Origin of the sequence: Micromonospora sp. DT63 (assembly GCF_049841615.1) — a bacterium.
Lineage (GTDB): Bacteria > Actinomycetota > Actinomycetes > Mycobacteriales > Micromonosporaceae > Micromonospora.
In genome coordinates this window covers 463580-488706 of sequence record NZ_JBNCKQ010000006.1, presented here as the reverse complement: position 1 = coordinate 488706, position 25127 = coordinate 463580, and the positions used below count along the sequence as shown (strand labels likewise).

The following is a 25127-nucleotide window of genomic DNA, read 5'->3' as shown; positions in this document are numbered from 1 at the left end:
ATGTCTGACAGTTCACATCGGACCTTTGCCCCCGTCCGGCGGTGTCCGACCGTGTCCAGTCCCGTCCAGGATCGCCGTGCTGAACCGACGTCTCGTGCCACCGTCCCTGGTGCGGGTTCGGCCCGCGCCACGAAACCCTGGGGAAGGGGTACAGATGATCCGTCCACACCCGACCGCCCGACGGTCCACGACGATGCTGCGTCGCATCGCCGTCACCGCGTGCGGCCTCACGCTGCTCGTCGCGGGCGTGAGCGGCGCACCGGCCACCGCCGCGCCGAAGGGCAAGGCCACCACCGCCGGATCGTTCGTCGACAGCACAGCGGTGCCGGGCGGCTTCGCCTCCTGGTCCGAGCTGCTGGAGTTGCAGCAGCGGATGAACACCGCCGCCGCCCAGATCACCAACGCCGCGCAGCGCAGCGCGAACTCCGGCTTCGCCGGTATCATCGCCGATCCCACCACCCGCCAGCTCCAGGTCTACTGGAAGGGCGAGCCGCCGGCCCGCCTCGTGGCCAACGCCCGGGCCACCGTCGCGACGACGGTGCTGCCCGCCGCGTACTCGCAGCGGGAGCTGATGGTCGCGGCCGACCGGCTGCGGGCCTCGGCCGGCGACAGGATCACCACGGTGGGGCCGCGCGCCGACGGCGCCGGCCTGCTCGTCGGTACGCAGAGCGGGCTGCTCGGCGCGACGGCTCTCGCCGGCGTTCCGGTGACCGTGCAGACCGGCGTCGCCGCCGCTCCCGCCACCCGCTGGGACGACAGTCCGCCCTGGTGGGGTGGCGCCGCGTGGCGCAACACCGCCACCGGCGGCGGCTGCTCGACCGGCTTCGGCGTCTTTGCGGGCGGGGTGTCGCGGGTGCTCTCCGCCGCGCACTGCGCCAACCTGAACGTGGTGGCGGCCGACCCGACCGGGCAGACCATCGGCACCGTCATCAGCCGCAACGTCAGCAGCGACACCCTGCTCATCGCGGGCAGCTCCGGCGGCCGGGTCTTCAACAACAGCACCGACGCGGCCGGCGCGGTGGTCAGCGAGTTCAGCAACCAGGTGATCGGCGCGCAGGCCAGCCAGGTCGGCAACTGGGTGTGCAGCTCGGGCGCGTACTCCGGCACCCGGTGCTCGATCCAGGTGAAGGCCCGCAACCTGTGCATCAACGTGCGGAACTTCGGCACGGTCTGCGGCCAGGTGCAGGCCGAGAACACCACCCACACCAACGGTGTCGGTCAGGGTGACAGCGGCGGCCCGGTGGAGATCGTGAATGCGGCGAACACCCTCCAGGTCTGGGCGACCGGCACCAACACCGCCATCGACGACACCAACACCTCGACGGCGTGTACCGGCTACGTCCCCACCGGGCGGGTGTGCGCCTGGCGGTTCTACTACGAGGACATCTTCTCCGGCATGGCCGGCGTCGGCGCCTCGGGCGTGGTCCTGGGCTGACGCCTCGGGGCGTTCCGTCGGTCGACCCGACGGCCGGGCCGGCGCGCACCCCGCGCGCCGGTCCGGTTCCGCGCTGGGCTCAGGCGCCGACGCCCCGGTCGGCGGCGAGCACGGCGTCGCCGCCGAGCAGCGCCGGCTCGGGCAGCGGCAACTGGATCTTGTGGGCCGCCTCCCAGTCGTAGACCAGGCCGGGGCGCACCTGCGCGGCGAAGTAGTCCACGGCGCTCATCCCACCCACCACCGGCTCGTCGACCTCGGCGACGAGCTGGGCGGGGACCAGGGAGAAACCGTTCTGGATGGCGGCGCTGAGCCGACGGTGACCGTCGACGACGAAGAAGTACTCCCCGGTGAAGCCGATCTTCAGCGGTTCCAGGGACTCGTCGCCGGCCTCGGCCACGTCGCCGACGAACTCGCTGTCCCAGAGCCCGCGCAGCGTCGCGATGTCCTCGGTCGGGTAGACCCGCGCCGGGTCGAGCAGCAGCAGCGGCGGGCCGTCGCGCAGCACGTCGGCGCCGAGCGTGCCCTCGTACGCGGCGATGATGTGCTCGACCACCTCGGCGGCGGAGGCTCGGGTCGTGTCGCAGATCAGGTCGTAGTTGCGCAGCCGCGCCTTGTCCACCCCGTAGCGGACGATGAACCGGCTGCGTTCGCTCTCGCTGCGCTCACGGAGCTTGGCCTTCGCCTCATCCAGCGAGGCGTAGCTCTCCGCCGGGCCGGACGGGCGGGCCAGCACCCGGCGGGCCGCCTCACCCGGCTCAGTGATCATGTGCACCTTGAGCGCGTGGGTGAAGAAGTGCCAGGCCAGCCGCGAATCCATGATCAGATGCTCGCCGGAGGCGGCGATGTCGCGCTGGAGCTGGTCGACGTAACCGTCGACGGCCTGGTCCAGCTCGGCGTGCAGATTGAGCTGCAGGGCTGTCATCTGCCGCTGCTGCGCCATCTCCCGATAGAGGTCACCGACGCTGACCCGGCGCATCCCGAGCCGCTTGGCGATCTCCACCGACACGGTGCTCTTGCCGCTGCCGAGGTCGCCGTTGAAGACGATCGATTGTCGAACGGTCACGACTGGTCCACCCCTGATAACCGGCTTCCTGACATCATCGACATCGCGTCCGACCGACGCGTTCCCGGCCCGCCCGCTTCGGCGGTGCCGTGACCTGGGGCCGTCGTACGCCCGAGCATGACGGGCGATGCTACCACCTCGACGCCAGCGCTTTGCCGGACGCGGTGTGCGGGCGGCACCCGTCGGGCGGGGTACCGCCCGCCCGCGAGAGCGGCCATTCTCCGGGGAAAACGGTCAGAACAGGCTCAGCGGATCGACCTGGAGACGAACCGGGTCGGCGGCCTTGCGGGCGGTGCGCACCCCGGCGGCCGAGTGCAGGGCCTCGGCGAGCGCCGCGGCCCGCGCCCGGGGCACCCGGACCAGCATCCGCTCGCGCCCCTCGTCGGCCGGCACCGGCCCGAGCACCTCGGCGTCACCGGGCAGCCGGGCCGCGGCGAGCAGGTCGGCAACCGCCTCGGCCGGGCCGGTGACGCTGGCCATCCGCACCGCCGGCGGGAAACCCAGCTCGCGGCGCTCGGCCAGTTCCCGGCCGGCGAACCAGGCGGCATCCCAGCGCAGCAGCGCCTGCACCGGGGCGAGCGCGCCGTCGGCGACCACCACCACGCGGCCGGCCGGCGCCGGGCGGGCCAGGGCCGCGGCGGACAGCCACCGGCGCAGCGCCTCCTCGCCGGCCCGCAGGTCGGCCCGGGTCAGCAGGGCCCACGAGTCGAGCAGCAGGACCGCGCCGTAGCCGCCCTCGGCGACCGGCTCGGCGCCGGGGGTGGCGACCACCAGGGCCGCGCCGCCCGGCACGTCGGTCAGCACCTCCTCGCGCCCCGAGGTCCGCACCGGCACGTCGGGAAAGGCCCGGCCCAGCTCCTCGGCGGTACGTCGGGCACCGGTCACCGCGGCGCGCAGCCGCCGACCGCCGCACTGCGGGCAGGCGTACGCCGCGGCGACCCGGGCGCACCACCGGCAGGCGGGGGTGCCGCCGGCCGACGGCAGCGCGAGCGGCCCGGCGCAGTGCGCGCAGCGGGCCGGGGTACGACAGTCGGCGCAGGACATCGAGGGCAGGTAGCCACGCCGGGGCACCTGCACGAGCACCGGCAACCCCGCCCGCAGGGCGTCACGGGCGGCCGTCCAGGCGAGGCTGGGCAGCCGAGCGGTGGCCGCACCGGGATCACGGGCGAGCTGGGGGTCGTCACCGGTCGGCGCGATGGCCGGTATCCGCGCCCGCACCGTCGCCCGGTCGGCGACCACCTCCCGGGCCCAGCCGGTCTCCAGCAGCAGTTGCGCCTCGGCCGTCCGGGCGTACCCGCCGACCAGCGCGCCGGCCTCGCCGAGCTGCGCGCGGGTGAGCAGCACGTCGCGGGCGTGCGGATAGGGCGCCCGGGGTTCGGAGTGCAGGTCGTCACCGTCGTCCCAGATGGCGACGAGTCCGAGCCGGGGCACCGGGGCGAACATCGCGGCCCGGGTCCCGATGACCACCGGCACCTGCCCGCGCCGGGCGGCGAGGAACGCCCGGTAGCGCCGGGCCGGCCCGAGGGCGGCGGAGAGGCTGACGTGCCGGCCCGGGCCCAGCACGACGGTCAGGGCGGCGTCGAGGCGGTCGAGGTCGCGGGCGTCGGGGACCACGACAACGGCGCCGCGCCCACCGGCGACGGTGGCGGCCACCGCGTCGGCGTAGCGGGCGGCCCAGTCCTCGCCGGGCAGCGCGGACCAGACCGCGCGGGGCGCCCGGCCGTCGGTGAGCGCCCGCAGCAGCGCCGGCCCGGTCGGGTAGTCCCGCCAGCCGCGCGGGTCGACAGCCTCCCCCGGCACGGCGGGGGCCGTCGCCGGCGACGCGGGGGCCTCCCCCGGCGGGACGAAGGGGGCCTTCCCCGGCGGAGCGGAGGTCGTCCCCGGCGGGGCGGGGGGCTCTCCCGGCACAACGGGGCCGACCGCGTCGCCGGCAGCGCCGGACTCGGCCGCCGGCGTCAGCTGCTCGTCGTGGGGCTCCTTCTCGACCCGGGCGTGCCGGGGCGGCACGGCGAGCCGGAGCACGTCGGCCAGGTTGCCCGCGTACCGGTCGGCGACCGCCCGGGCCAACCGGGTGATCTCCGGGGCCAGCACCGGCTCGGGCGAGACCACCTTCTCCAGGTAGGCGAGCCGGCCGGTGTGCCCGGAGTCGTCCGCCCGCGACAGCAGCCAGCCGTCGACCAGCTGCCCCGCGAAGCGCACCTTCACCCGGGTGCCGGGCACCGCCACGTCGGCCAGCTCGGCCGGCACCAGGTAGTCGAACGGCCGGTCCAGGTGCGCCAGCGGAACGTCCACGCAGACGCGCGCGACCGGCGACCCGTCCGCGGGTCGCCGGTCGCTACGCCTGGTGGCGGTCAGGCTCCCGCGGCCGACTTGAGGTCGGCGGCCCGGTCGGTGCTCTCCCACGACAGGTCCGGCAACTCCCGGCCGAAGTGGCCGTACGCGGCGGTCTGCTGGTAGATCGGGCGGAGCAGGTTGAGGTCCCGGATGATCGCGGCCGGGCGCAGGTCGAACACCTCGGAGACGGCCTTCTCGATCGAGGCGACCGGCACGGTCTCGGTGCCGAACGTCTCGATGAACAGGCTCACCGGGTGCGCCTTGCCGATGGCGTAGGCGACCTGCGCCTCGCACCGCTCGGCCAGGCCGGCGGCGACCACGTTCTTGGCCACCCAGCGCATCGCGTACGCGGCCGAGCGGTCCACCTTGGACGGGTCCTTGCCGGAGAACGCGCCGCCGCCGTGCCGGGCGTACCCGCCGTAGGTGTCGACGATGATCTTGCGGCCGGTCAGGCCGGCGTCACCCATCGGGCCGCCGATCTCGAACCGGCCCGTCGGGTTGACCAGCAGCCGGTAGCCCTCGGTGTCCAGACCGAGGCTCTCCAGCTCGGGCGCGATGACGGAGTCGCGCACGTCCGGGGTGAGCAGCGACTCCAGCGAGATGTCCGCGGCGTGCTGGCTGGACACCACGACGGTGTTCAGGCGGACCGGGCGCAGCCCCTCGTACTCGATGGTGACCTGGGTCTTGCCGTCCGGGCGCAGGTACGGGATGGTCCCGTCCTTGCGGACCGCGGCGAGCCGGCGGGCCAGTCGGTGGGCGAGGGCGATGGGCAGCGGCATCAGCTCGGGGGTCTCCGAGCAGGCGAAGCCGAACATCATGCCCTGGTCGCCGGCGCCCTGCGCGTCCAGCGCGCTCTCCGACGCACCGGTGCGCAGCTCGAAGGCGTTGTCCACGCCCTGCGCGATGTCCTCGGACTGCGCGCCGATGGAGACGCTGACCCCGCAGGACGCGCCGTCGAAACCCTTCTTCGACGAGTCGTAGCCGATGTCGAGGATGGTGCGCCGGACGATGGTGGGGATGTCGGCGTACGCCTTCGTGGTGACCTCACCGGCGATGTGGACCTGGCCGGTGGTGATCATGGTCTCGACCGCGACCCGGCTGTGCGGGTCCTCGGCGAGCAGCGCATCGAGGATGCCGTCGCTGATCTGGTCGGCGATCTTGTCCGGGTGGCCTTCCGTGACCGATTCGGACGTGAAGAGGCGGCGTGTCACGGCACTCCTAAGCGTGTGAGGTCGTTCCGCGGCAGTCTAGTCACCGCTGCGGCCGGTGTCGGGATCGGTCGCGCGCTGTTCCACCCGTCAGGAGCGGTTGGCCAACCGCGCCACGACGAGGTCCCACACGGTGTCGGCCACGGCCTCCTTGGCCTGCTCCGGCAGACGGCTCACCGAGCCGTCCGCGCCGATGACCGTCACCGTGTTGGTGTCGGCGCCGAAGACCCGGTCCGGACCGACCTCGTTGACCACGATCAGGTCGGCCCGCTTCCGGGCGAGTTTCGCCCGGCCGTTGGCCTCCGCGTCGCCGGTCTCGGCGGCGAACACCACCAGCACCTGCTCCGGTCGCTTGCGCTGGCCGAGCTCCGCCGCGATGTCCGGGTTCGTGACGAGCTCGATGGTGGGAGCGACACCGTCGTCCGACTTCTTGATTTTGCCAGGCGCGTACGTCGCCGGTCGGAAATCGGCCGGAGCCGCCGCCATCACGACCGCGTCGGCCTCGGCGGCGGCCTGCAGGGTCGCCTCGTGCAGCTCGGCGGTCGTGCCGACGCGGACCAGGTCGACCCCGGCGGGGTCGGCGAGGGAGACGTTGGCCGCGATGAGCGTGACCCGCGCGCCCCGGGCGACAGCCGACCGGGCGAAGGCGTAGCCCTGCTTGCCGGACGAGCGGTTACCGAGGAAGCGGACCGGGTCCAGCGGCTCGCGGGTGCCACCGGCGGTGACCACCAGCCGGCGGCCGGTCAGGTCGGCGGGGGCGGACACGCCCCGAGCGAGGACCTGGCGGGCGACGGCGAAGATCTCCGCCGGGTCGGGCAGTCGGCCCTTGCCGGTGTCGGCGCCGGTGAGCCGCCCGACGGCCGGCTCGATGACCCGCACGCCCCGGGACCGCAACGTGGCGACGTTGGCGACGGTGGCCGGATGCTCCCACATCTCGGTGTGCATGGCCGGAGCCAGCACCACCGGGCAGCGGGCGGTCAGCAGCGTGTTGGTCAGCAGGTCGTCGGCGAGCCCGTGGGCGGCCTTGGCGAGCAGGTCGGTGGTGGTCGGCGCGACCACCACCAGGCCGGCCTGCTTGCCGAGGCGGACGTGCGGCACCTCGTGCACGTCGGACCAGACGTCGTCGGCGACCGGTTGGCCGGAGAGCGCCGCCCAGGTCGGCGCCCCGACGAACTTCAGCGCCGACGCGGTCGGCACGACCCGGACCCGGTGGCCCGACTCGGTGAAAAGTCGCAGCAGCTCACACGCCTTGTAGGCGGCGATGCCGCCGCCGACCCCGAGGACGATCGAGGCGGACATCGACGGATGCGGGCTTACGGCTGGTCGGTCGGCTCGGCGGTGAGCAGGCCCGCGTTGATCTCGCGCATGGCGATGGAGAGGGGCTTCTCCTGCGGGGTGGTCTCGACGAGCGGACCGACGTACTCCAGGAGGCCCTCACCGAGCTGGCTGTAGTAGGCGTTGACCTGGCGCGCGCGCTTGGCGGCGAAGATGACCAGCGCGTACTTCGACGTCGTCTTCTCAAGGAGCTCGTCGATCGGCGGGTTGGTGATGCCTTCGGGGTTGGCGATGGATCCCACGAATTAACCTCTGCGTCTTTCGAACCGCGCGGACGCGGTGCTGAGTCTCAACGGCGGCCGGCCGTCAGCCGCGTACACGCGACCAGGCCGGATCCGGATAAGAAGAACCGAGTAAGCCTACCAGCTCGTCGGCGACCCGATCGGTGTGGTCGTGCGTCAGGGTGTGCGCGAAGGCGGCGGCCACGGCGGCGTCGGGTCGGTGCCCGGGTGGGATCAACAGCACCAGCCGCGCGGCGGGCACTCGCGCCCGCACCAGATGGGCGCCGGGGACGTCGAGCGGGAGCAGGACCGGCTGCCCGGCGTCGAGCCGGGCGCGCAGCGGCGGGTCGAGGGTGCCCCGGTGGTACGCGCCGATCCGGGACCACTCCAGCAGGTCTCCGGTGGCCACCCGGCGCTCGAACTCGGCCGGGGCGAGAAAGACCCGCTGCTCACCGTCCACCTCCGGCTCCCGGCGCGGCCTCGTCGTTGCCGGCACCGGGATCCACACGGACGGAAAACGCGCCCGAACGAGCTCGACGACACTCTCCCTGCCGGAACCCGAAGGTCCAGCCAGGACAGTGAGCCGAGCCGCCGGGCGCGTCTCGCCATCCGTGCTCACTGCTTGTTTCTACACGCTGCCAGGTTCAGTTGGCGGCGAACTCTCCAAGCAGTGCCTTGCGCTGCTGCTCGCCGAGGCCACGCAGGCGACGGCTGTCAGCGATCTTGAGCTTCTCCATGATCTGGGTAGCCCGGATCTTGCCGATGCCCGGCATCGCCTGCAGGACGGCCGAAACCTTGAGCTTGCCCACGACGTCGTCGCTCTCGGCGCGCTCGAGGACGGCACCAAGGGTGGTCTTGCCCTGCTTGAGCTGCTCCTTCAGCTCGGCACGGGCCTTGCGGATCTCCGCGGCCTTCTCGAGCGCGGCAGCGCGCTGTTCGGGGGTCAGTGACGGGAGCGGCACCAGTTCTCCTCAGGTCCCTATCGCGGCGGGCGGGGCGCACCGCCGCATCTGTGAAACGTGGTGTCGCTGTGAACCAAGGGGTCCGTGGTTCCCAGCGCGGGGAAAACTAGCGGTCAACGGAGCTTTCGGCAACGTGGGCGCGCGATGATCATCGCAAAGTGACCGAGCCGTCAGTCAGTCACCGGGCAGCCAGAACGGCCCGGCACTCGGCCGAGACCCGGTCGGCGGCGGCCCGCAGGGCGTCCGCGTCCGGTCCCGCCGACAGGACCTCCCGGGAGTACGACGGGAGCACCGAAGCGAGGCTGGAACCGAAGACGGTGCGCAGATCCGCGGCGCCCGCACCCTGCGCGCCGAGCCCCGGAGCGAGCAGCGGACCCCCCACCCCGGAGAGGTCATGACCGGTGTCACCGATGGTCGCGCCGACCACCAGACCGAAGCTGCCGAGGGGGGTCGCACCCCTGTTGAGCTGGGAAATCTCGTCGATCACGGTCTGCGCGACGGTCCGCCCGTCGGCCGTGCGGGCCCGCTGCACGGCCGCGCCCTCGGGGTTCGAGGTGAGGGCCAGCACGAAGACCCCGCCGCCGTGTTTGGCGGCCAACTCGAACATCGGCGCCAGCGAACCTACTCCCAGGTAGGGACTGGCCGTGACCGCGTCGACATACAGCGGGCTGGATGGATCAAGGTACGCGGAGGCGTACGCGCTGACCGTTGAGCCGATGTCGCCACGCTTGACGTCCAGAAGAACGAGCGAACCGGCTTCTCGTAACTGTCGGATAGTTGACTCAAGGATCGCCACACCGCGGGATCCGAATCGCTCGAAAAAGGCCGACTGAGGCTTGACCACCGCAACCCGGTCACCGAGGGCTTCCACCACGGTCCGGGAGAACCGTTTGAGGCCGTCGACGTCGTCCGCGAGGCCCCACCGGGCCAGCAGACCGGGATGCGGGTCGATGCCCACACAGAGCGGTCCGCGCTCGCTGACGGCCCGGTGCAGTCGGGTGCCGAAGCTCTCCATCTGTGCACTTCCCCTCTACTCGTCCGGGCGGCGGACCGCCTCGGGGCGTACTCGTTGACCGGGACCGCTCAGCCGGCCGCCACCGCCGCCGCCACCCCGGCCGCGATACGGGCCAGGTCGGCGTCGTCGGTGACGTACGGCGGCATCGTGTAGATCAGGTCGCGGAACGGCCGCAGCCAGACGCCCCGCTCGACGGCCGCCGCGGTGGCCGCGCCGAGGTCGACCTCGTGGTCGAGCTGGACCACACCGATCGCCCCGAGCACCCGCACATCCGCCACGCCCGGCGCGGCGCGCAGCGGCTCCAGGCCGGCGCGCAGACCGGCGTTGACCCGGGACACCTGCGCCGCCCAGTCCCCGGCCCGCAGCAGCCCGATGGAGGCGTTGGCGACCGCGCAGGCCAGCGGGTTGCCCATGAACGTGGGCCCGTGCGCCAGCACGCCGTCGGCGGAGATGCCCCGGGCGACCTCGGCGGTGCACAGCGTCGCGGCCAGGGTCAGGTAGCCCCCGGTGAGCGCCTTGCCCACGCACATCACGTCGGGGGCCACCCCGGCGTGTTCGGCGGCGAACATCGCGCCGGTACGGCCGAACCCGGTCGCGATCTCGTCGAAGATCAGCAGCACCCCGTGCGCGCGGGTCACCTCGCGCAGCACCCGCAGGTAACCCGGATGGTGGAACCGCATCCCGCCGGCGCCCTGGACGACGGGCTCGACGATCACCGCGGCCAGCTCGTCGGCGTGCCGTTCGACGGTGTCCACCAACGCCGCCACGTACGCCTCGTCCGGCGGGTCGGTGAAGCCGCCGGGCGGCACCGGGGCGAAGATCTGCCGGGGCAGCACGTCACCCCAGAGGTGGTGCATCCCGCCCTCCGGGTCGCAGACGCTCATCGGGTGGAACGTGTCGCCGTGGTAGCCACCCCGCCAGGTCGCCAGCCGGCGCCGCTGCGGCCGCCCGACGGCCCGCTGGTACTGCAGGCACATCTTCGCCGCCACCTCGACGCTCACCGAGCCGGAGTCGGCCAGGAACACGTGCTCCAGACCCTCCGGGGCCAGCTCGACGAGGGTCCGCGCGAGCTGCACCGCGGGCTCGTGGGTGAGGCCACCGAACATCACGTGGCTCATCCGGGCGAGCTGGTCGGTCACCGCCGCGTCCAGCACCGGGTGCCGGTAGCCGTGGATCGCCGCCCACCAGGACGACATGCCGTCCACCAGCTCGCGGCCGTCGGCCAGGGTCAGCCGTACGCCCTCGGCGCTCCGCACCACGTACGGCGCGTTCGCCGGCGGCAGCGCGGCGTACGGGTGCCAGACGTGCGCCCGGTCGGTGGCCAGAATCTCCTCGGGCGTCATGCGTGCTCCTTCCGGACCGGACGGCGGACCAGGCGGTGGGCCGGACGACGGGCCGCGCGGCCGGGCGGCACCTCTCCCCATCCGCCTTTGCTCTGCTTCAGCGGAGGCAACAGTGGGTGTCCGGATATCGGACGCCCACTGTCTCCTCGGTTGAAGCAGTGCAAAGGCGGCAGTGACCGGTCGGGGTCCTCGGCCGACCGACACACGGACCCGGCGGTGCCGCCGGGCCGAGGGCTGCTCACCGGCCGGCGACCGGATCCGGTGTCGCCGCGGTGGCGCTCGCGCGGGCGGCGGCGCGCACCAGGGCCGGGCCGCGGTAGATGAAGCCGGTGTAGAGCTGCACCAGGGCGGCGCCGGCATCGAACATCCGCGCCGCGCCGTCCGGATCGAGCACCCCGCCGACTCCGATGATCGGTAGCCGGCCGCCGGTCTCACGGTGGACGAACGCGACCACCTCCCGAGCCCGCCCGGTCAGCGGTCGACCGGAGAGGCCACCGGCCTGGGTGCCGCGCTCGGCATCCACAGTGGCCAGCCCGGTACGGGCCAGCGTGGTGTTGGTGGCGATCACCCCGGCGGCGCCCCGGGCCAGGCAGACCTCCAGCAGCTCGGCGATCGCCGCCTCGGTCAGATCCGGCGCGATCTTGACCAGCACCGGCTTCTCCCCCACCAGCGCGCCGAGCAGCGCGTCCAGGTGCGCGCGGTCCTGCAACGACCGTAGGCCCGGGGTGTTCGGTGAGGACACGTTGACCGCGAAGTAGTCGCCGTGCCCGCGCAGCGCCCGGTACGAGGCGAGGTAGTCCTCGACCGCCTCGTCGAGCGGGGTCACCTTGGACTTGCCCAGCGAGATCCCCAGCGGCACCCCGATGGGGCGCGGCAGCGCGTCCAGCCGGGCGGCCAGCGCGGCGGCCCCGGCGTTGTTGAAGCCCATCCGGTTGACCACGGCCTCGCTGGCCGGCAGCCGGAACAGCCGCGGCCGGGGGTTGCCCGGCTGGGCGTGCGCCGTCACCGTGCCGACCTCGACGAAGCCGAAGCCGAGCGCCGGCCAGGCCGCCAGCGCGGCGCCGTCCTTGTCCATGCCGGCGGCCAGGCCGACCGGGTTGGGGAACCGCACGCCGAACACCGTGCGGGGCGCCTGAACGGCGTAGCGGGCCCGCAGGGCCGCGAGGGCCACCGGACGCCGCGACAGCCCGGCCAACCGCCGCAGCGTCCACTCGTGCGCCGCCTCGGCGTCGCCGCCGCCGAGACGGAACAACCCCGGCCGCACGACCCGCTCGAACAGGGTCACTGGGCCGCCCGGAGGGTGGCGTGCAGGTCCTGCAGCGGGCGCACCTGCATGTCGCCCCGGATGCGCGCCTCGATGCCCATGACCGCGGCAGCCGCGCCCGGAACCGTGGTGATGCAGGGGATGTCGGTGGTGACGGCGGCGCTGCGGATCTCGTAGCCGTCCGAGCGGGCGCTGGCACCCGAGCCCTGCGGCGTGTTGATCACCAGAGCCACGTCGCCGCGCAGGATCAGCGACACCGCGTCGTCTCCCTCGCCCGCCTGGTAGTGCTTGCGGATCTGCTCGCAGGCGATGCCGTGCCGGCGCAGCACCTCGGCGGTGCCGGTGGTCGCCACGATCTCGAAGCCCAGGTCGGCCAGCCGCTTGATCGGGAAGATCATGCCGCGCTTGTCCCGGTTGGCCACCGACACGAAGATCTTCCCGGCGGTCGGCAACGACCCGTACGCGGCCGACTGGCTCTTGGCGAAGGCGTGCCCGAAGTTGGTGTCGATGCCCATCACCTCGCCTGTCGACTTCATCTCCGGGCCGAGCAGCGAGTCGATCCCCTTGCCCGCCCGGGTCCGGAAGCGCTTGAACGGCAGCACCGCCTCCTTGACCGCGATCGGCGCGTCGGCGGGCATCGTGCCGCCGTCCCCCGTCGCCGGGAGCAGGCCCTCGGCGCGCAGCTCGGCGATCGTCGCGCCGAGCGCGATCCGGGCGGCGGCCTTGGCCAGCGGAACGGCAGTCGCCTTCGAGACGAACGGAACGGTCCGCGACGCGCGCGGGTTGGCCTCCAGGACGTAGAGCACGTCGTCCTTGAGCGCGTACTGCACGTTGAGCAGACCGCGCACGCCGACACCGCGGGCGATCGCCTCGGTGTAGCGGCGGACCTCAGCCAGGTGCGACCCCGCGAGGGTGATCGGCGGCAGCGCGCAGGACGAGTCGCCGGAGTGGATACCGGCCTCCTCGATGTGCTCCATCACGCCACCGATGTAGACCGCGCCGTCGGCGTCGCACAGGGCGTCCACGTCGATCTCGATGGCGTCGTCGAGGAACCGGTCCACCAGCACCGGGTGGTCGCCGGAGATGTCGGTGGCCCGACCGATGTAGTCGCGCAGCGTCGGGTCGTCGTAGACGATCTCCATGCCCCGCCCGCCCAGCACGTACGACGGGCGGACCAGCACCGGGTAGCCGATCTCGTCGGCGATCGCCTTGGCCTCGTCGTAGGACGTGGCCATGCCGTGCGCCGGCGCGCGCAGCCCGGCACGGGCCAGCACCGCGCCGAACGCGCCCCGCTCCTCGGCCAGGTGGATCGACTCCGGGGAGGTGCCGACGATCGGCACGCCCGCGTTCTTGAGCCGCTGCGCCAACCCCAGCGGGGTCTGCCCGCCAAGCTGCACGACCACCCCGACCACGCCCGGCCCGCCGGCCGCCCGGCCGGACGAGTCCTCCGCGTGCCAGACCTCCAGGACGTCCTCGAAGGTCAGCGGTTCGAAGTAGAGCCGGTCGGCGGTGTCGTAGTCGGTGGAGACCGTCTCGGGGTTGCAGTTGACCATGACGGTCTCGTAACCGGCCGACCGCAACGCCTGGACCGCGTGCACGCACGAGTAGTCGAACTCGATGCCCTGCCCGATCCGGTTCGGACCGGAGCCCAGAATCAGCACCTTCGGCCGGTCCGACGGCACGACCTCGGTCTCGGTGTCGTACGTGGAGTAGTGGTACGGCGTGGTGGCCTCGAACTCGGCCGCGCAGGTGTCCACCGTCTTGTAGACCGGGCGTACGTCGAGGCGGTGCCGCAGGGTCCGTACGCCGTCCTCGGCCGCCAGCTCCGGACGCAGCGCGGCGAGCTGCCGGTCGGACAGGCCGGCCCGCTTGGCGCGACGCAGCAGCTCGGCGTCGAGCACCGGCGCGTCGACGATCTCGGCGCGCAGCTCGATCAGCGCGACGATCTGGTCCAGGAACCACGGGTCGATCCCGCCGGACGCCTCGGCGACCTCGGCGATCGACGCGCCGAGGCGCAGCGCCCGCTCCACCGTGTAGAGCCGGCCGTCGTGCGGGACACGCAGCGCGGCGAGGGTGTTCTCCCGCGTCGCGTCGGCCGGGTCGGGGACGGTCCAGAAACCAGATGATTTGGTTTCCAGCGAGCGCATCGCCTTGTTCAGCGCCTCGGTGAAGTTGCGCCCGAGGCTCATCGCCTCGCCCACCGACTTCATGGTGGTGGTCAGCTCCGGGTCCGCGCCGGGGAACTTCTCGAACGCGAACCGGGGGATCTTCACCACCACGTAGTCGAGGGTCGGCTCGAACGCCGCCGGGGTCTTCAGCGTGATGTCGTTGGGGATCTCGTCGAGCGTGTAGCCGATGGCCAGCTTCGCGGCGATCTTCGCGATCGGGAAGCCGGTCGCCTTGGACGCCAACGCCGAGGAACGCGACACCCGCGGGTTCATCTCGATCACGACGATCCGGCCGTCGACCGGGTTGACCGCGAACTGGATGTTGCAGCCGCCGGTGTCCACCCCGACCTCGCGCAGCACCGCGATGCCCAGGTCACGCAGGCGCTGGTACTCCCGGTCGGTGAGCGTCATGGCCGGGGCCACCGTGACGCTGTCGCCGGTGTGCACGCCCATCGGGTCGAGGTTCTCGATCGAGCAGACGACCACCACGTTGTCGTGCCGGTCGCGCATCAGCTCCAGCTCGTACTCCTTCCAGCCGAGCACGCTCTCCTCGATGAGCACCTCGTGCACCGGGCTGGCGGTCAGGCCGTCACCGGCGATGCGGGCCAGGTCCTGGGGCGTGTGCGCCATGCCGGAGCCCAGGCCACCCATGGTGAACGACGGCCGGATCACCACCGGCAGGCCCAACTCGGCGACTGTCGCCTCGACCTCGTCCATGGAGTGGCACACCCGGGAGCGGGGCACCAGCCCGGCCGGGTCGTCGACGCCCAGGCGTACGCCGGCCTTCGCCACGATCTCCTTGAACAGCTGGCGGTCCTCACCCCGGTTGATGGCGTCGATGTTCGCGCCGATCAGCTCGACGCCGTACTTGTCCAGGACGCCGGCCTCGTGCAGGGCGACTGCCGTGTTCAGCGCGGTCTGCCCACCGAGGGTGGCCAGGATGGCGTCCGGGCGCTCCTTGGCGATGACCAGCTCCACGAATTCCGGGGTGATCGGCTCGACGTACGTGGCGTCGGCGAACTCGGGGTCCGTCATGATCGTGGCGGGGTTGGAGTTGACCAGGCTGACCCGGATCCCCTCGCTGCGCAGCACCCGGCACGCCTGGGTGCCGGAGTAGTCGAACTCGCAGGCCTGCCCGATGACGATCGGCCCGGAGCCGATCACGAGGATGTGCTTGAGATCGGTCCGCTTAGGCATTCTTGGCGCCCTCACTGCGATTCAGGTCGAGGCCACGGCCCTCGATCAGCTCGGCGAAACGGTCGAAGAGGTAGTCGGCGTCGTGCGGGCCGGCTGCCGCTTCCGGGTGGTACTGCACGGTGAAGGCGGGGACGTCCACGGCCCGCAGCCCCTCGACCACGTTGTCATTGAGGCAGACGTGCGACACCCGCACGCCGCCGAAGTCGGTGTCGATCACCTGGTCGGGAACCACCGCGCCCGGCCCCGCACCGGGCACCTTGACCGCGCCGAGCCGCTGTTCGCGGCCCGACACGTCGACCGCGAAGCCGTGGTTGTGGCTGGTCACCTCGACCTTGCCGGTGGCCCGGTCGAGCACCGGCTGATTGATCCCCCGGTGGCCGTAGCCCAGCTTGTAGGTGCCGAAGCCGAGCGCCCGGCCGAGGATCTGGCTGCCGAAGCAGATGCCGAACAGCGGCACCTCCCTCCGCAGCGCCTCCCGGGCCAGCGCCACCGGGCCGTCGGCCGTCGCCGGGTCGCCGGGGCCGGGCGACAGGAAGACCGCGTCGGCGCCGGTGGCCAGCAGGTCCTCGATGCTCGACGAGGCCGGCAGCACGTGGGTGGTCACCCCGCGCGCGGCCAGCCGGCGCGGCACGTTGCGCTTGATGCCCAGATCCAGAGCCGCCACGGTGAACCGGTGCTCGCCGAGCGCCTCGACGACGTACGGCTGGGCGGTGGTCACCTCGGCGGACAGGTCCGCGCCGACCATCTGCGGCGACTGCCGGACCCGGGCCAGCAGGCTCTGCGGGTCCTTCTCGACGCTGGAGATGCCCACCCGCATGGCGCCCCGCTCGCGCAGGTGCCGGGTCAACGCCCGGGTGTCCACGCCGCTGATGCCCACCACACCCTCGGTGGCGAGGCGGTCCTCCAGGCTGCCGGTGGCCCGCCAGTTCGAGCCGATCCGGGCCGGCTCGCGGACGACGTAGCCGGCCACCCAGATCCGGCCGGACTCGTCGTCCTCGCCGTTGACGCCGGTGTTGCCGATGTGCGGCGCGGTCTGCACCACCACCTGCCGGTGATAGGACGGATCGGTGAGCGTCTCCTGGTAACCGGTCATGCCGGTGTTGAAGACCGCCTCGCCGAAGGTCTCACCGACGCTGCCGTACGCCTCACCGGGGAACGTGCGCCCGTCCTCGAGGACGAGGATCGCGGGTCTGCGCTTGACCATTACTTGACAGCCTTTCCGTCCAGGACCGTCGGCTCGCCGCGCAGGAAGGTCGCCACGATGCGACCCGGCAGCGTCATGCGGGCGTACGGGGTGTTACGACTGCGACTGGCCAGTTCCGCCGGCTCGATGGTGCGGCGGACGGCCGGGTCGATCACTGTCAGGTTGGCCGGCACGCCGGGCGCCGGGTCGATGCCGTGCCCGGTCAGCCCCGCGATCCGGGCGGGGGTGCGGGACATCCGCTCGGCGATCAGGTCCCACTCGGGGCCGAACACGTCGAGCGCGATGGACAGCGCCGTCTCCAGGCCGAGCATCCCCGGCCGGGCGTACGCCCACTCGCACTCCTTGTCCTCCACGGCGTGCGGGGCGTGGTCGGTGGCGATGATGTCGATGACGCCGTCGGCGAGCGCGGACCGCAGGGCGGTGATGTCCGCGGCCGTGCGCAGCGGCGGGTTCACCTTGAAGACCGGGTCGTAGCTCTCCGCGTGCTCGTCGGTGAGCAGCAGGTGGTGCGGGGTGACCTCGGCGGTGACGCGTACACCACGGGCCTTGGCCTGGCGCAGCACCTCGACGCTGCCGGCGGTGGAGACGTGGCAGACGTGCAGGCGGCTGCCCACGTGCTCGGCGAGCAGCACGTCCCGGGCGATGATCGCCTCCTCGGCGACCGCCGGCCAGCCGATCAGGCCGAGCCGGGTGGAGACCTCACCCTCGTGCATCTGGGCGCCCTCGGTGAGGCGGGGCTCCTCGGCGTGCTGGGCGATGACCCCGTCGAACGCCTTGACGTACTCCAGGGCCCGGCGCATCAGCAACGGGTCGGCGACGCAGTGCCCGTCGTCGGAGAAGATCCGCACCCGGGCCGCGGAGTCGGCCATCGCGCCCAGCTCGGCGAGGCGCTCGCCGGCCAGCCCGACGGTGACCGCGCCCACCGGCTGCACGTCGACCAGCCCGGCCTCCCGGCCGAGCCGCCAGACCTGCTCGACGACGCCTGCGGTGTCCGCGACCGGCGAGGTGTTCGCCATCGCGCAGACCGCCGTGTAGCCGCCCAGCGCCGCCGCCCGGGACCCGGACTCGACGGTCTCGGCGTCCTCCCGGCCGGGCTCGCGCAGGTGGGTGTGCAGGTCGACCAGGCCCGGCAGGGCGACCAGCCCGGCGCCGTCGACCACCACGGCGTCCGGCGCGGACAGCCCCGGACCGACCTCGGCGACGACGCCGTCGCGGATCAGCAGGTCGGTCGGCGCGGCGCCGACGATGCTCACGCTGGTGATGAGGTACGCGGTCACCGGTTGTTCCCTCCGAGCAGCAGGTACAGAACAGCCATCCGCACGGAGACCCCGTTGGTGACCTGTTCGACGATTGTGGAGCGGGGTGAGTCGGCCACCTCGGGGGTGATCTCCATCCCCCGGTTCATCGGGCCCGGGTGCATGACGATCGCGTGCTCGGGCAGCCGGCGCATGCGCGGGCCGTCCAGCCCGTAACGGCGGGAGTACTCGCGCGCGGAGGGGAAGTAGGAGTCCTTCATCCGCTCCCGCTGCACCCGCAGCATCATCACGACGTCGACGTCGGGCAGCACGGCGTCGAGGTCGTACGACACGTCGGTGCCCGGGGCGAGGGCGCCGGCGATGTCGACGGGGATGAGGGTGGGCGGACCGACCAGGGTGACCTTCGCGCCGAGGGTGGACAGCAGCAGGACGTTGGAGCGGGCCACCCGGGAGTGCAGCACGTCCCCGACCACCGCGACCGACAGGCCGGCGAGGCGGCCCAGCCGGGCCCGCATGGTGTACGCGTCGAGCAGCGCCTGGGTGGGGTGCTCGTGGGTGCCGTCGCCGGCGTTGACCACCGACCCGTCGACCCAGTTGGCGAGCCGGTGCGGGGCGCCGGAGGCGGGGTGCCGCACGACCACCGCGTCGGCGCCCATGGCCTGCAGGGTCAGCGCCGTGTCCTTCAGGCTCTCGCCCTTGGCGACGCTGGACCCCTTCGCGGAAAAGTTGATCACGTCGGCGCTGAGCCTCTTCGCCGCCGCCTCGAACGAGATCCGGGTCCGGGTGGAGTCCTCGTAGAAGAGGTTCACCACCGTCCGGCCGCGCAGCGCGGGCAGCTTCTTGATCTCGCGGCCGGCGACGGTGGCCATCTCGGCGGCCGTGTCCAGGATCTCGGTGGCGGTGTCGGCGTCCAGGTCCGCGCCGGAGAGCAGGTGCCTGATCATGAGTGGGTTCCCCCGTACAACTTGACCTCGTCGGCGCCGTCGGTCTCGGCGAGCGTCACCTTGACGCTCTCGGCGAGCGCCGTCGGGATGTTCTTGCCGACGTAGTCGGCGCGGATCGGCAACTCGCGGTGGCCGCGGTCGACCAGGACGGCGAGCTGCACCGACGCCGGGCGGCCCACGTCGTTGAGCGCGTCGAGCGCGGCCCGCACGGTGCGCCCGGAGAAGAGCACGTCGTCGACGAGGATCACCCGCTTGCCGTCGATGCCGCCGCTGGGCACCTGGGTCGGGCCGATCGCGCGGGTGGCGTGCCGGCGCAGGTCGTCGCGGTAGAGCGTGATGTCGAGCACACCGACCGGGACGACGACGTCCTCGAAGGTGCTGATCCGGGAGGCGAGCCGCCGCGCGAGAGGCGCACCCCGGGTGGGAATCCCGAGCAGCACGGTGTCGGCGGCGCCCTGGGTCTTCTCCAGGATCTGGTGGGCGATGCGGTCGACCACGCGCTGCACGTCGGCGCTGGCGAGGATCACCTTCACCGAGGGTTGTCGCGGTGGTGACGAGCGGGCAGCCGGTGGGTATGCCACGGCGGACCTCCTTCCCCGCCTCACGGGACGGGTCGTTAAAGGATGTCGGGCACCTCCGGCCGGTGAGCGCGAGCAGACCGACCGAGGCTTCACGCCACGTTACCAGTGGTCACCAGGCCGACGGACGGCGGCTGCTGACCACTGGATCAGGCCGACGAAATGGGGATAACTCCCTCGGTGCTCCCCAACGGTAAGGTCACGACCACTTGACCACGTGTCGCATTCCCCGTACCGTCACGCTCCGTAGCGATCGACGGGAGAACCCCGAGCAGCACTGGGAGTGTCCGAATGCCCTCTGAATACGCCAAATCTCTGGGCGCACGCCTGCGCTCCATCCGCCAGCAGCAGGGCCTCTCCCTGCAGGGTGTGGAGGAGAAGTCGAACGGGCGGTGGAAGGCCGTGGTGGTCGGCTCGTACGAGCGTGGCGACCGGGCCGTGACGGTGTCCCGTCTGGCCGAGCTGGCCGAGTTCTACCGTGTGCCCGTCTCGGAACTGCTGCCCGACGGCAGCGGCGTCCGGCACGAGCCCACCAGCAAGATCGTCCTGGACCTGGAGCGGCTCTACGACGAGGCCTCCGAGGACCTGGCCTACGTCGCCCGCTACGCCCGCGCCATCCAGCAGCAGCGCGGTGACTACAACGGCCGGGTGCTCTCCATCCGCGCCGACGACCTGCGGGCGCTCGCGATCGTCTACGACGCCTCACCGTCGGGTCTGATCGAGCGGCTCACCGAGCACGGCGTGCTGGTGGCCGACCCCCGGGCGTTCTTCGCCTCCTGAGCTGTCGCTTCACCGCAAGAAGGGCCCGTGCCGATGGCACGGGCCCTTCTTCGTCGTGCGGGTACGCGGGCCGCTCAGCGGGTGGCGTACTCGGCGATGCGGCCGAGCACGCCGTTGAGGAACCGCGGCGAATCGTCGGTGGACATCTGCCGGGCCAACTCGACGGCCTCGCTGATCGCCACCGCGTCGTCGATCTCGTCGACGTAGAGCAACTCGTAGACGGCGATCCGGGCCAGGTTGCGGTCGACCACCGGCATCCGCTCCAACGTCCAACCCTCGGCGTAGCTGGCGATCAGCTCGTCGATGCGGTTGAGGTGCTCGGCGACCCCCTCGATCAGGCCCACCGCGTAACCCAGGTGCTCCGGGCGGGGCTGTTCGATGCGCTGGAGGTAGCCGGCCAGGACCTCGACGGGCGGCCGGTCCCGCAGGTCGGCCTCGTAGAGGACGTCCAGCGCCCGCTTGCGCGCCTTGCGGCGTGCCGGCATCTGCTGCTTGGGACCCTCAGCCATCAGGCGCGGCCGAGGTAACGGCCGTCGCGGGTGTCGACCTTGATCTTCTCACCGGTGGTGATGAACAGCGGAACCGGCACGGTGGCGCCGGTCTCCACGGTCGCCGGCTTGGTGCCGCCGGTCGAACGGTCGCCCTGCAGGCCGGGCTCGGTGTAGGTGACCTCCAGCACGACGCTGGTGGGCAGCTCGATGTAGAGCGGCACACCCTCGTGCTGGGCGACGGTCGCCTCCGCCTCGGGCAGCAGGTAGTTGGCTGCCTCGCCGACGGTGCCGCCGGGCACGGTGATCTGGTCGAAGGTCTCCAGATCCATGAAGACGAAGTCCTCGCCGTCGGCGTACAGATACTGCATCGTGCGCTTGTCCACGGTCGCGGTTTCGACCTTGGTGCCCGCGTTGAAGGTCTTGTCGACCACCTTCCCGGACAGCACGTTCTTCAGCGTGGTGCGCACGAACGCGCCACCCTTACCGGGCTTGACGTGCTGGAACTCGACGACGGCCCAGAGCTCGCCGTCCAGGTTGAGTACCAGGCCGTTTTTGAGGTCGTTGGTGGAGGCCATTTCCTGCCTTGATCATCAATTGGCGGACAGACCTGGCAAGTCTACAAGCTGCGCCGAGACGCGTTACCCGCCGTGGTCGCCACCCGCGCAATCAGGCGTCCGACGCCCACCTTTGATAACTTTCCGTCATCGCCGCTTCACCACCGCGCGCCCACACTTCGTCCTTTGCTCTGCTTCAGCGGAGGTAACAGTCACGGTCCGTGGCGCACCATGATCGGCGCCCCACCTCGACCCATCGCAGAGATCAGCAGCTCACGGCACCTGTTTCCTCTGTTGAAGCAGAGCAAAGGACGCGAAGCAGCAGGGCGCTCCCCTTCAGCGGGCGAGGAGCCGACCACCATCGGTGACGCCGCCGACATTCCACGACATCACGGTGGGTGAAACTTCGGAACGGGGCGGTCAGCCGACGCGAGCGGCCAGGTGGTGCAGGGCGAGGCGGTAGCCGTCGATGCCGAGACCGCAGATCACCCCGGTCGCCACCGCAGAGACCACCGAGTGGTGCCGGAACTCCTCGCGGGCGTGGATGTTGGACAGGTGCACCTCCACCAGCGGCCCGCGCAGCATGGCGCAGGCGTCGCGCACCGCGTACGAGTAGTGCGACCAGGCGGCCGGGTTGAGCACCACGGCGGCGCCCCCGTCGGCGGCGGCGTGCAGCCAACCGAGCAGCTCGTGCTCGGCGTCGGTCTGCCGGACACTCACGTCGAGCCCCAGCTCCCGGCCGGTGGTCTCGCAGAGCGTCACCAGGTCGGCGTAGCTGGTCGAGCCGTACACGGCGGGCTCCCGGGTGCCGAGGCGGCCCAGGTTCGGCCCGTTCAACACGTACACCCTCATCAGATCGCCAGCTCGCGGTAGGCGGCTTCGAGCAGCGCGTCGTCCGGGCCCTCCAGCATCGCCGGGCGGGCCAGAGCGTCCAGCACCACGAACCGCAGCTTGCTGCCCCGGGCCTTCTTGTCCACCCGCATGACGGCCAGCAGCCGCTCCCAGGCGTCCGCCGGGTAGCTCACCGGCAGGCCGAGCGCGGTCAGGGTGCGGCGGTGCCGCTCGGCGGTCGGCGCGTCCAGCCGGCCGGCGAGCCGGGCCAGCGCGGCCGCGTACACCAGGCCGACGGCGACGGCGTGGCCGTGCCGCCAGCGGTAACCCTCGACCTGCTCGATGGCGTGGGCGAGGGTGTGGCCGTAGTTGAGCACCTCCCGCAGGCCCGACTCGCGCAGGTCGCCGGCGACAACGTCGGCCTTGACCCGGATGGCCCGCTCGATCAGCTCCCGGGTCACCGGGCTGCGCGGGTCGGTGGCCGCCGCCGGGTCACGCTCGACGAGATCCAGGATCACCGGGTCGGCGATGAAGCCGCACTTGACCACCTCGGCCAGCCCGGCCGCCAGGTCGACGGCGGGCAGGCTGTCCAGGGTGGCCAGGTCGGCCAGCACGCCGACCGGCGGGTGGAACGCGCCGACCAGGTTCTTGCCGGCGGCGGTGTTGATCCCGGTCTTGCCGCCCACCGCAGCGTCCACCATGCCCAGCAGCGAGGTGGCCACCGGCACCCAGCGCACGCCGCGCAGCCAGCAGGCCGCGACGAAGCCGGCCAGGTCGGTCACGGCGCCGCCGCCGACGCCTACCACCGCATCGGTACGCGTGAAACCAGCCGCGCCCAGCCGGTCCCAACAGGCGGCGGCCACCTCGATCTGCTTGCCCGACTCCGCGTCGGGCACCTCGATCGGCAGCGGCTCGACGCCTGCCGCGCGCAGCCGTTCGCCGATCGCGTCGGCCAGGGCCTTGAGTGGGGGCGTGTGCAGCACCGCCGCCCGGGTCGCGCCGGGCAGCAGCCCGGGCAGCGCGTCCAGCAGGTCGCGCCCGACCAGCACGTCGTACGGCCGTTCGCCGCCGACCGGAATCCGGGTCACCTCGTCCATCGCCGGCAGCCTAGTCCAGCGGACGGCGTGGCGACGGCGTCTGTCCACCTGCTGGCCGGGCGGCCCAGTCGGCCAGCCGGCGCGCGTGCTCGGCCACGGCGGCACGCAGCGCCTCCGGGTGGCGCACGGTGAACGCGCAACCCAGCCCGGCGAGCAGCGCCGCCATGCCGGGAAGGCTCTCCGCCCGGGCCCGCAGCAGCACCCCGTCGCCGGTGGCGGTCAGCTCGGCCACACTGGCCGGGATGCGCCGCCGGGCGGCGACGAGGTCGGTCTCCAGCAGCACCTCCACCTCGTGCCGGTACGGCACGCCCGCCAGCGACCGGGTCAGCCACGCCACCGCGTCGAAGCCGTCCGGCACGGTGAACGTCGCCGCGCCGGGGGTGACCGCGCCGATCCGGTCCAGTCGGAACGTGCGCACCTCCCCGCGCCGGTGGTCGTGGCCGGTGACGTACCAGCGGCCGGCGTGGAAGACCAGCCCGTACGGGTCGAGGTCACGATGCGACAGCTCACCGCGCCACGAGCGGTAGTCCAGGCTCACCCGCTGCCGGTGCCGGGCGGCCGCGGCCAGGGCCAGCAGGGTGCCCGACGCGGGTCGCGCCTGGGGTTCGGGCCGCCGCAGGGTGAAGCCGAGGTGCTCCTGCACGGCGGTCAGCCGGTCGGCGAGCGCCGCCGGCAGCACCCGGCGGATCTTCGCCAGCGCGGTCGCGGTGGCCGGCAGCTCGGTGGCCAGCCCGACCCGTTCGGCGACGACCAGACCGAGCAGCACGGCCACCGCCTCGTCGTCGGTGAGCATCAGCGGCGGCAGCTTGAACCCGGGATGCAGCCGGTAGCCGCCGTGCCGGCCCCGGTCGGCGAGCACCGGGATGCCCAGCTCGACCAGGGTGGCCGCGTACCGGCGCACGGTCCGTTCGTCCACACCGAGCCGGCTGGCGAGGTCGCCGGCCGTCGCCCGGTGCCGGGCCTGGAGCAGCTCGAGCAGGGCCAGCACCCGGCCGGCGGGATGAGACACGGGTCACTCCTTCAAACCGGGCGGATCCTGTCCGGTTTCGATCGTACGGTCGGTCGGTAACCGAGAGAAGGAGCCACAGATGGCGACGTTCGTACTGGTGCCAGGGTTCTGGTTGGGCGCCTGGGCGTGGCGGGAGGTGACTGGTCAGCTGCGCGCGCAGGGGCACGACGTCCACCCGATGACGCTGACCGGGCTGGCCGAGCGCCACCACCTCGCGGGGCCACAGGTGACCCTGGAGACGCACACCACCGACATCGTCCGGTTGATCGAGGTCGAGGATCTGCGCGACGTGCTGCTGGTCGGGCACTCGGGCGGCGGCATGCCGGTGGCCCAGGCGGCCGACCTCATCCCGGACCGCATCGCCCGGGTGGTCTACGTGGAGAGCGGGCCGCTACCGGACGGCACGGCGCAGTTCGACACGGTGCCGCCGCAGGAGCAGCAGCGGCTGCGCGCGGCGATCGGCGACGGGCACCTGCTGCCACCGCCGCCCTGGGACCCGACGGCCGATCCGACCAACCTGGCCGGCCTGGACGAGCCGACGCTGTCCCTCCTGCGCGAACGCTCCACCCCGCAGCCCCTGCGCACGGCGACCGATCCGGTGCGCCGCACGGGTGGGCACCCGGTGCCGACCGCGCTGGTCGCGAGCACGTTCCCGCTGACTGTGGTGCGGCAGATGATCGACGAGGGGCACCCGTTCTTCACCGGCCTGGCCGACGGCCAGCTGCACGAGCTGCCCACCGGGCACTGGCCGATGCTCAGCGAGCCGAAGGCGCTGGCCGACGTCCTCGACCTGATCGCGCGTACCTGACCGGAGGCCCGCACCGGGCGGCGGGCGCAC

The 25127-nt window shown here is 72.5% G+C and carries 23 protein-coding genes; 3 read left to right on the top strand and 20 right to left on the bottom strand.

What is annotated here, in order from left to right; genetic code table 11:
* The first annotated feature begins 154 nt into the window (after window positions 1-154).
* Window positions 155-1435, top strand: coding sequence for a hypothetical protein (locus ACLQ27_RS23690; protein WP_357575898.1), 1281 nt, complete (start codon window positions 155-157; stop codon window positions 1433-1435).
* 79 nt (window positions 1436-1514) lie between these two features.
* On the opposite strand, the gene ACLQ27_RS23685 is transcribed toward ACLQ27_RS23690, so the two are convergent.
* The 15 genes from ACLQ27_RS23685 to pyrR all read right to left on the bottom strand — a co-directional run bounded on the left by ACLQ27_RS23685 (window position 1515) and on the right by pyrR (window position 19530).
* Window positions 1515-2498: an AAA family ATPase gene (locus tag ACLQ27_RS23685; protein WP_234589692.1), complete on the bottom strand. Its 984-nt coding sequence runs from the start codon at window positions 2496-2498 to the stop codon at window positions 1515-1517.
* Window positions 2499-2732: 234 nt separating this feature from the next.
* On the bottom strand, window positions 2733-4790 hold the full coding sequence (locus tag ACLQ27_RS23680) for a primosomal protein N' (protein WP_425868658.1): 2058 nt from the start codon (window positions 4788-4790) through the stop codon (window positions 2733-2735).
* 59 nt (window positions 4791-4849) lie between these two features.
* The gene (gene metK, locus ACLQ27_RS23675; protein WP_234588148.1) at window positions 4850-6043 is read right to left on the bottom strand and encodes a methionine adenosyltransferase; all 1194 of its coding nucleotides are present in this window, start codon (window positions 6041-6043) and stop codon (window positions 4850-4852) included.
* Window positions 6044-6130: 87 nt separating this feature from the next.
* The gene (gene coaBC / locus ACLQ27_RS23670) at window positions 6131-7339 is read right to left on the bottom strand and encodes a bifunctional phosphopantothenoylcysteine decarboxylase/phosphopantothenate--cysteine ligase CoaBC (protein WP_425868655.1); all 1209 of its coding nucleotides are present in this window, start codon (window positions 7337-7339) and stop codon (window positions 6131-6133) included.
* Window positions 7340-7353: 14 nt separating this feature from the next.
* Entirely contained in the window at window positions 7354-7617 is a 264-nt protein-coding gene (gene rpoZ / locus ACLQ27_RS23665; RefSeq protein ID WP_007075826.1) for a DNA-directed RNA polymerase subunit omega, read from the bottom strand.
* Window positions 7618-7681: 64 nt separating this feature from the next.
* The gene (locus ACLQ27_RS23660; protein ID WP_425868653.1) at window positions 7682-8215 is read right to left on the bottom strand and encodes a guanylate kinase; all 534 of its coding nucleotides are present in this window, start codon (window positions 8213-8215) and stop codon (window positions 7682-7684) included.
* A gap of 25 nt (window positions 8216-8240) precedes the next feature.
* Window positions 8241-8558 carry an integration host factor, actinobacterial type gene (mihF, locus tag ACLQ27_RS23655; RefSeq protein WP_007458370.1) on the bottom strand — a complete coding sequence of 106 codons (318 nt, stop codon included), beginning with the start codon at window positions 8556-8558 and terminating at the stop codon, window positions 8241-8243.
* A gap of 178 nt (window positions 8559-8736) precedes the next feature.
* Window positions 8737-9573, bottom strand: a complete 837-nt coding sequence (pyrF, locus tag ACLQ27_RS23650) for an orotidine-5'-phosphate decarboxylase (RefSeq protein WP_425868651.1) — start codon at window positions 9571-9573, stop codon at window positions 8737-8739.
* A 68-nt stretch (window positions 9574-9641) separates the two neighbouring features.
* Window positions 9642-10916: an adenosylmethionine--8-amino-7-oxononanoate transaminase gene (locus tag ACLQ27_RS23645; RefSeq protein WP_425868649.1), complete on the bottom strand. Its 1275-nt coding sequence runs from the start codon at window positions 10914-10916 to the stop codon at window positions 9642-9644.
* 238 nt (window positions 10917-11154) lie between these two features.
* The gene (locus ACLQ27_RS23640; protein ID WP_425868647.1) at window positions 11155-12201 is read right to left on the bottom strand and encodes a quinone-dependent dihydroorotate dehydrogenase; all 1047 of its coding nucleotides are present in this window, start codon (window positions 12199-12201) and stop codon (window positions 11155-11157) included.
* Window positions 12198-15545, bottom strand: coding sequence for a carbamoyl-phosphate synthase large subunit (carB, locus tag ACLQ27_RS23635; RefSeq protein WP_357497706.1), 3348 nt, complete (start codon window positions 15543-15545; stop codon window positions 12198-12200). Before carB ends, ACLQ27_RS23640 begins: the two co-directional genes overlap by 4 nt.
* Window positions 15538-16749 (bottom strand): glutamine-hydrolyzing carbamoyl-phosphate synthase small subunit, encoded by a 1212-nt coding sequence (carA, locus tag ACLQ27_RS23630; RefSeq protein ID WP_425868645.1) that lies wholly within the window; start codon window positions 16747-16749, stop codon window positions 15538-15540. Before carA ends, carB begins: the two co-directional genes overlap by 8 nt.
* Window positions 16749-18026: a dihydroorotase gene (locus ACLQ27_RS23625; RefSeq protein WP_357497702.1), complete on the bottom strand. Its 1278-nt coding sequence runs from the start codon at window positions 18024-18026 to the stop codon at window positions 16749-16751. Before ACLQ27_RS23625 ends, carA begins: the two co-directional genes overlap by 1 nt.
* Window positions 18023-18949, bottom strand: coding sequence for an aspartate carbamoyltransferase catalytic subunit (locus tag ACLQ27_RS23620; protein WP_007458351.1), 927 nt, complete (start codon window positions 18947-18949; stop codon window positions 18023-18025). The genes ACLQ27_RS23625 and ACLQ27_RS23620 overlap by 4 nt, the downstream gene beginning before the upstream one ends.
* Window positions 18946-19530 carry a bifunctional pyr operon transcriptional regulator/uracil phosphoribosyltransferase PyrR gene (gene pyrR, locus ACLQ27_RS23615; protein WP_234588133.1) on the bottom strand — a complete coding sequence of 195 codons (585 nt, stop codon included), beginning with the start codon at window positions 19528-19530 and terminating at the stop codon, window positions 18946-18948. The genes ACLQ27_RS23620 and pyrR overlap by 4 nt, the downstream gene beginning before the upstream one ends.
* 288 nt (window positions 19531-19818) lie before the next feature.
* On the opposite strand from pyrR, the gene ACLQ27_RS23610 reads away from it, so the two are divergent.
* Window positions 19819-20307 (top strand): transcriptional regulator BldD, encoded by a 489-nt coding sequence (locus ACLQ27_RS23610; protein WP_007458348.1) that lies wholly within the window; start codon window positions 19819-19821, stop codon window positions 20305-20307.
* A 74-nt stretch (window positions 20308-20381) separates the two neighbouring features.
* Here the strand turns inward: ACLQ27_RS23610 and nusB are convergent, their stop codons facing one another.
* From nusB to ACLQ27_RS23585, 5 genes are all read right to left on the bottom strand, one after another.
* The gene (nusB, locus tag ACLQ27_RS23605; protein WP_193376622.1) at window positions 20382-20792 is read right to left on the bottom strand and encodes a transcription antitermination factor NusB; all 411 of its coding nucleotides are present in this window, start codon (window positions 20790-20792) and stop codon (window positions 20382-20384) included.
* Window positions 20793-20815: 23 nt separating this feature from the next.
* On the bottom strand, window positions 20816-21373 hold the full coding sequence (gene efp / locus ACLQ27_RS23600) for an elongation factor P (protein ID WP_007458344.1): 558 nt from the start codon (window positions 21371-21373) through the stop codon (window positions 20816-20818).
* Between the two features lie 399 nt (window positions 21374-21772).
* Window positions 21773-22204, bottom strand: a complete 432-nt coding sequence (aroQ, locus tag ACLQ27_RS23595) for a type II 3-dehydroquinate dehydratase (protein WP_425868642.1) — start codon at window positions 22202-22204, stop codon at window positions 21773-21775.
* Entirely contained in the window at window positions 22204-23280 is a 1077-nt protein-coding gene (aroB, locus tag ACLQ27_RS23590; protein WP_425868640.1) for a 3-dehydroquinate synthase, read from the bottom strand. Before aroB ends, aroQ begins: the two co-directional genes overlap by 1 nt.
* A gap of 10 nt (window positions 23281-23290) precedes the next feature.
* On the bottom strand, window positions 23291-24289 hold the full coding sequence (locus ACLQ27_RS23585) for a helix-turn-helix transcriptional regulator (protein WP_425868638.1): 999 nt from the start codon (window positions 24287-24289) through the stop codon (window positions 23291-23293).
* A 79-nt stretch (window positions 24290-24368) separates the two neighbouring features.
* Here ACLQ27_RS23585 and ACLQ27_RS23580 point away from each other — a divergent pair, with 79 nt between their 5' ends.
* Window positions 24369-25097 (top strand): alpha/beta fold hydrolase, encoded by a 729-nt coding sequence (locus ACLQ27_RS23580; protein WP_425868636.1) that lies wholly within the window; start codon window positions 24369-24371, stop codon window positions 25095-25097.
* Window positions 25098-25127: the final 30 nt, after the last annotated feature.

Coding starts and splice junctions, on each gene's coding strand:
- ACLQ27_RS23645 (WP_425868649.1), bottom strand. CDS start 10,916: ATGACGCCCGAGGAGATTCTGGCCACCGACCGGGCGCACGTCTGGCAC.
- aroB (WP_425868640.1), bottom strand. CDS start 23,280: ATGGACGAGGTGACCCGGATTCCGGTCGGCGGCGAACGGCCGTACGAC.
- ACLQ27_RS23620 (WP_007458351.1), bottom strand. CDS start 18,949: ATGATCAGGCACCTGCTCTCCGGCGCGGACCTGGACGCCGACACCGCC.
- efp (WP_007458344.1), bottom strand. CDS start 21,373: ATGGCCTCCACCAACGACCTCAAAAACGGCCTGGTACTCAACCTGGAC.
- carB (WP_357497706.1), bottom strand. CDS start 15,545: ATGCCTAAGCGGACCGATCTCAAGCACATCCTCGTGATCGGCTCCGGG.
- nusB (WP_193376622.1), bottom strand. CDS start 20,792: ATGCCGGCACGCCGCAAGGCGCGCAAGCGGGCGCTGGACGTCCTCTAC.
- coaBC (WP_425868655.1), bottom strand. CDS start 7,339: ATGTCCGCCTCGATCGTCCTCGGGGTCGGCGGCGGCATCGCCGCCTAC.
- pyrF (WP_425868651.1), bottom strand. CDS start 9,573: ATGGAGAGCTTCGGCACCCGACTGCACCGGGCCGTCAGCGAGCGCGGA.
- carA (WP_425868645.1), bottom strand. CDS start 16,749: ATGGTCAAGCGCAGACCCGCGATCCTCGTCCTCGAGGACGGGCGCACG.
- aroQ (WP_425868642.1), bottom strand. CDS start 22,204: ATGAGGGTGTACGTGTTGAACGGGCCGAACCTGGGCCGCCTCGGCACC.
- ACLQ27_RS23610 (WP_007458348.1), top strand. CDS start 19,819: ATGCCCTCTGAATACGCCAAATCTCTGGGCGCACGCCTGCGCTCCATC.
- ACLQ27_RS23580 (WP_425868636.1), top strand. CDS start 24,369: ATGGCGACGTTCGTACTGGTGCCAGGGTTCTGGTTGGGCGCCTGGGCG.
- ACLQ27_RS23690 (WP_357575898.1), top strand. CDS start 155: ATGATCCGTCCACACCCGACCGCCCGACGGTCCACGACGATGCTGCGT.